This is a genomic window from Myxococcus vastator, from assembly GCF_010894475.1.
Classification (GTDB): domain Bacteria; phylum Myxococcota; class Myxococcia; order Myxococcales; family Myxococcaceae; genus Myxococcus; species Myxococcus vastator.
In genome coordinates, this window is sequence record NZ_JAAIYB010000509.1 from 1 (window position 1) to 5,712 (window position 5,712).

The following is a 5,712-nucleotide window of genomic DNA, read 5'->3' on the forward strand; positions in this document are numbered from 1 at the left end:
CCCGCCGCCCGTGGACGCGCCGCCGCCGCCCAACGACACGCCGCCCCCGAAGCCGCAGGCGAAGCCGCCGCCGCTCATCGTCGGCATGACGATGTCCTCCACCACCAGCGCGGGCTCGTTCGCCGCGCCCGTGGGCAACACCGCCTACGGCAGGACGGGCCCCACCGCGAAGGACCCCCAGGACGTGAAGGGGTACAGAGCGCCGAAGTACGCGCCCATCTACCAAGTGGACTCCGAGCCCACGGTGGCCTCCGAGGTGAAGATTCCCTATCCGGAGGAGGCGCGCCGCGCGGGCGTGGAGGGCACCGTGACGCTCTCCATCACCATCGACCACGAGGGCAAGGTGACGGCGGTGAAGATTCTCAAGGGTCCCGGCCATGGCCTCAACGAGGCGGCGCGGGACGCCATCCGCCGCTTCCGTTTCAAGCCCGCCATCAAGGGCGGTGAGCCTGTCTCCACGGAGATGAAATACGCGTACACCTTCCTGCTCGATTGATGTCGCCACTCCCGCTGGGAGAGAGGCGGAGCGCGGGCGTGCCTGGCATGTCAGGGGTACCCCTCCCCAGAGGCGTCGCCGGGATTCCACCGCGCCTTCGCTCCGTCTCTCTTTCATCGGGAGCGGGAACCTCCTCACCCGTATGCTTGGACACGCCATGTCCTCCCTCCTGAAAGCCCGAGGCGCGCTCGTCGCGACCTCGCTCCTGCTGGCGGCGCCCGTGCTCGCGCAGGCACCCCAGGCCGGCGCGCCTCCCGCGGACGCGGCCACGCCACCCCCGGCGCAGGCCCAGCCCACCATCACCAGGCCGCCCGAGCTGGTGCAGCAGGTGGAGGCGCAGTACCCGCCCGAGGCGCTCGCGCAGGGGCTCACCGCGTCGGTGCGGCTCATCATCACCATCGCGGATGACGGCTCCGTCGCCGAGGTGCTGCCCACCGAGCCGGTGGGCAACGGCTTCGACGAGGCCGCCATGGCGGCGGTGGGCCAGTTCCGCTTCTCGCCCGCCGAGGTGGACGGCGTGCCCGCGCCGGTGCAGGTGGAGTACGTCTACCACTTCACCCTCACCGCGCCGGAGCCGGAGGCGGGCGCCGAGGTCGCGGAGGCCGAGCAGCCCAAGGCCACGCTCACCGGCCAGCTCATCTCCCGCGGCAGCCGCTCGCGCGTGCCCAACGCCACCGTGCGCTGCGGTGACGACCCGGACGCGCCCGAGGCGATGTCCGACGACGACGGCCGCTTCACGCTCGAGGTGCCCGCGGGCACCTGCGAGGTGCGCGTGGTGGCCACGGGCTTCCAGCTCTACCAGACGAAGGAGGAGCTGAAGCCGAACGAGACGACGGAGGTGAACTTCTACCTCGCGCCCTCGGGGAGCGGCCTGGAGACGGTGGTGCGCTCCGCGCGGCCGAAGAAGGAGGTGGTGCGCCGCACCATCACCCGCGAGGAGGCGCAGAAGACGCCGGGCTCCTTCGGCGACCCCATCCGCGTCATCCAGTCGCTGCCGGGCGTGGCGCGCGCGCCCTTCATCTCCGGTGAGCTGCTGGTCCGTGGCTCCAACCCGGGCCAGACGTCGACGATGATGGACGGGGTCGAAATCCCCCTCCTGTTCCACCTGCTCGGCGGGCCCTCGGTGGTCAACGCCGAGTTCATCGACCAGCTCGACTTCTACCCGGGCGGCTATGGCAGCCAGTACGGCCGCGCGGTGGGCGGCATCGTCGAGGTGGGCACGCGCAAGGGCGCCTCGGACACGCTGCACGGCTCGGTGAAGGTGGACCTGCTGGACGCGGGCTTCTTCCTGGAGAGCCCGATTACGGACGGCATCAGCGTGGCCGCCGCCGCGCGCCGCTCCTACATCGACACGATTCTGCCCGCCGTCCTGCCGGAGTCGGAGGGGGGCACGCTCTCCGTGGTGCCGCGCTACTGGGACTACCAGCTCCGCGTGGACTTCGGCGCCAAGCGGGGCACGGCCAATGACGACACGGCCGTGACGCCAGGGGGCGCGCGCAGCTCCGGCTACATCATGGCCTTCGGCAGTGACGACCAGCTCCGCGTGGTGTCCACCGGTCCCACGACGGAGCGGGACCTGGAGCTGGACACGCGCACGAACTTCCACCGCGTGAAGGGCGACTGGACCTACCGCAAGGGCGCGATGTGGTCCGTCTTCACGCCCTTCGTCGGCCTGGACCGCAGCAGCGTCGACTTCGGCCTCGCGCGGCAGGATGGCAGGACCTACACGCTGGGCGCCCGCGAGGTGCTCGGCATCGAGCTGTCCTCCGCGCTCACGCTCCGCACCGGTCTGGACATCGTCTTCGAGCACGAGCGCTACGACGTGTCGTTCCCCGCGCCGGGCGGCGTGGAGTACGTGCCCTTCCCCGGAGCCGAGCCGGTGGGCCAGCAGTTGGAGGAGCAGATTGCCCTGAGCGCCTTCGACGGCGCGCTCTTCCTCGAGGCCGACCTGCAGGTGGGGCGGTTCACCTTCACGCCGGGCGTGCGCGGCAACCTCCAGTCGGTGGGCAACACGCGGAACCTGGCGTTGGACCCCCGGCTGTGGGTCCGCTACGCGGCGACGTCGCGCACCAACCTCAAGGGCTCGCTGGGCCTCTACAGCCAGCCGCCGGAGACGTTCCGCTTCATCACCTTGCCCTACGGCAACCCGGACCTCGCCTACCAGCGTGCGTTCCAGAGCAGCCTCGGCGTGGAGCACCGCTTCAACGACGTGTTCAACGTGGACGTCACCGGCTTCTTCAACCGCCGCTTCAACAACGTGGTGTCCCCCGGCCAGCTCGTCACCAACGAGGGCGGCGGCGTCTTCACGCTGCCGTACTCCAACGACGGCATCGGCCGCGCCTACGGCGTGGAGGTGATGCTGAAGAAGGACCGCGCCTCAGCGATGGACAAGTGGTCCGGCTGGCTGTCGTACACCTTCAGCCGCGCCGAGGACGGCCGCGCGGGGCCTCGGCCTCAGGGCGGAGGACTCTTCGGTGGCGGGGGCGCCGTGCCGGACGACTCCACGTACGGCCTCAGCCCGTGGGACCAGACGCACATCCTCACGCTGGTGGCCAGCTACGTGCTGGGCAACGGCTGGGAGCTGGGAGGCCGCTTCCGCTACACGAGCGGCCGGCCCATGACGCCGCTGGCGAGCGGCTATGATGTCTACGATTCGGACCGCAACCGCTTCAACGCGACGTTCGGCCCGTACTTCTCCGACCGCACGGGCGGCTTCCACCAACTGGACGTGCGCGTGGACAAGAGCTGGCGGTTCCAGAGCTGGACGCTCACGGCCTACCTGGACGTGCAGAACCTCTACAACGCGCAGAACGTCGAGTTCGTCTTCAATGATTACCGGTTCCGTCGCGAGTACGAGGTGCCGGGCATCCCCATCCTCCCCGTGGTGGGTGTGAAAGGAAGCTTCTGAGATGAAGGCCCTGCTCGAGTCCTGCGCCCTGGCGCTGCTGCTGTTGGGCGCCGCCGCGTGTGTCGACGTGGAGGACCAGCCGTCGCGCGTGTTTGACTTCCGCGTGCTCGGTATCGCCACGGAGCCTCCGGAGCTGATGGCGTCCGCTTGTGAAATCACGCAGGAGACGCTGGATGAGCTCTCCTCGGACGTGACGTACCGGACCCTGCTGGTGGACCCGGCGGGGGAGGGACGGCCCATCCAGTACACGCTGTGGGCGTGCGCGGACACCGAGGACCGGACGTGCGCGAACGCGTCCAACCGCGTGCTGCTCTCCGAGGGCACCGCCGTGGCGGGCGAGCTGGCGCTCAGCGTCCGTCCGGGCGCGTCCACGCTGGCGGAGGACGTCCCGCTGCTCCAGCGCGTGCAGGAGCTGGACCCGTACCGGGGGCTGGGGGGCCTGCGCATGCCGCTGGTGCTGCGCGCGCAGGCGGGCGACGAGGTGGTGTACGCGCAGAAGCTGATGGTCTTCTGGTGCCCGGCGGTGGAGGGCATGCGGGTGAACGAACAGCCGGTGATTCCCGGGCTGCGCGTGGATGACGTGGCGTGGCCCGCAGAGGCGCCGCTGGAGCTGAGGGGCGCTGGGCCCTTCGTGGTGACGTCCGAGGACGTGGCGGCCTTGCAGGAGACGTACGTGGTGCCCGGGCTGCGGCTGGAGGCGGTGACGCTGCGGGAGAGCTGGGAGATTTCGTGGCACGCGACGCTGGGCGAGTTCGCGCCGCAGGAGACGGGCGGCTCGTCCTTCGGCGGGCAGGAAGGCCGGCACCGCACGGAGTGGGAGCCGGAGGAGGGCGCGCAGGCGCAAGAGGTGACGTTCTGGGCGGTGGTGCGGGACGGCCGGGGCGGCAGCTCCTGGGTGGTGCGGCGGGCGCTCTGGAGTCCGTGAGCCGGGCTCGCGCGCCGGCCGCCAGTCGAGATATGCCCAGGGGACTCGCTTGAGGCCGGGCCGGGCCTGACGCGTGGGGTGGAACGCGGATGATGAGACGCACCACTGCTGGGGGATGGGGCCGCCGGTGCGGTCTGCTGACCGCCGCCTGCCTGGGCGTGTGGGCCACCGTGTCCGCCGCGGCCACGCCGCCCCCAGCGGAAGCGCCCCCGGTGACGCTGCGCCGCTTCGCGCTGCTCGTGGGCTCCAGCGAGGGCGGCGAGGGGCGCGAGCGGCTGCGCTACGCGGGCTCGGATGCGCTGGCCATGTCCCGTGTGCTGGAGGAGCTGGGCGGCGTGGCGGTGGCGGACCGCGTGCTGCTGCTGGAGGCGGACCGCAAGGGCCTGCTGGCGGCGCTGGCCCGGATGCGGGTGCTGGTGGAGGCCGCGACCGCGGACGGCGTTCGCAGCGAGCTGGTGCTCTACTACTCGGGCCACTCGGACGCGGAGGGGCTGCTGCCGCGCGGTGAGCGGCTGACCTACGCGGCGCTGAAGCAGGAGCTGGGCGCGGTGCCCGTGGACGTGCGCATCGCGATTCTGGACTCGTGCGGCTCCGGCGCGCTGACGCGCTTCAAGGGCGGGGTGCACCGGCCGGGCTTCCTCATGGACGCGGCGTCGCAGGTGCGGGGCCACGCGTACCTCGCCTCCAGCTCCGCGGACGAAGTGGCGCAGGAGTCGGACACCATCGGCGCGTCCTTCTTCACGCACTTCCTGGTGACGGGCCTGCGCGGCGCGGCGGATGCCAGCGGCGACGGCCGCGTCACCTTGCACGAGGCCTACCAGTTCGCCTTCCACGAGACGCTGGCGCGCACGGAGCGCTCGCAGGGAGGGCCACAGCACGCGGCCTATGACATCCAGCTCGCGGGCAGCGGCGACCTGGTGCTGACGGACCTGCGCACCTCGCGCGTGCGGCTCACGGTGGCGGAGGACGTGCAGGGCCGCCTCTTCGTGCGCGACTGGGGCAACCAGCTGGTCGCGGAGCTGCAGAAGCCCGCGGGGCGGCGCCTGGCGCTGGGGCTGGAGGCGGGGCGCTACCACGTCGTGCTGGAGCGGCCGGCGCAGCGGCTCGAGGCGGAGCTGACGGTGTCGCCGAAGGGCGGCTCGGAGCTGCGCGCGGAGCACTTCGTGCCCATGACGCTCACGCGCACGGCGGCGCGAGGCGGGACGGACATGCGGGCCCTGGCCCTGTCCACCGGCGAGCCGGTGGTCCTCGGCGACATGCCCTCCGTGCCCTTCAACCTGTCACTGGTGCCGCCGCTGGCCACCACCGCGCTGTGGGGTGGCGGCGGGCGCAACCACCTGGCGCTGGGCGCGCTGGGCGTGCGCTCGGTGCAGCTCCAGGGGC

The 5,712-nt window shown here is 71.8% G+C and carries 4 protein-coding genes; all 4 read left to right on the plus strand.

All coding sequences use genetic code 11. The annotated features are described in order from the left end of the window. Positions 1 to 496: energy transducer TonB (locus G4D87_RS32635; RefSeq protein ID WP_163786596.1), on the plus strand; the 496-nt coding region annotated here is incomplete at its 5' end. A 142-nt stretch (positions 497 to 638) separates the two neighbouring features. After that, on the plus strand, positions 639 to 3,404 hold the full coding sequence (locus tag G4D87_RS32640; protein ID WP_163786597.1) for a TonB family protein: 2,766 nt from the start codon (positions 639 to 641) through the stop codon (positions 3,402 to 3,404). Position 3,405: 1 nt separating this feature from the next. Further along, a complete protein-coding gene (locus G4D87_RS32645; RefSeq protein WP_163786598.1) occupies positions 3,406 to 4,329 on the plus strand; it encodes a hypothetical protein in 924 nt (307 codons plus the stop codon). Between the two features lie 89 nt (positions 4,330 to 4,418). Continuing rightward, positions 4,419 to 5,712: caspase family protein (locus tag G4D87_RS32650; RefSeq protein ID WP_163786599.1), on the plus strand; the 1,294-nt coding region annotated here is incomplete at its 3' end.

Bases quoted from the DNA above. Each gene is read 5' to 3' on its own strand.
- G4D87_RS32640 (WP_163786597.1), top strand. From the start codon at position 639: ATGCTTGGACACGCCATGTCCTCCCTCCTGAAAGCCCGAGGCGCGCTC.
- G4D87_RS32645 (WP_163786598.1), top strand. From the start codon at position 3,406: ATGAAGGCCCTGCTCGAGTCCTGCGCCCTGGCGCTGCTGCTGTTGGGC.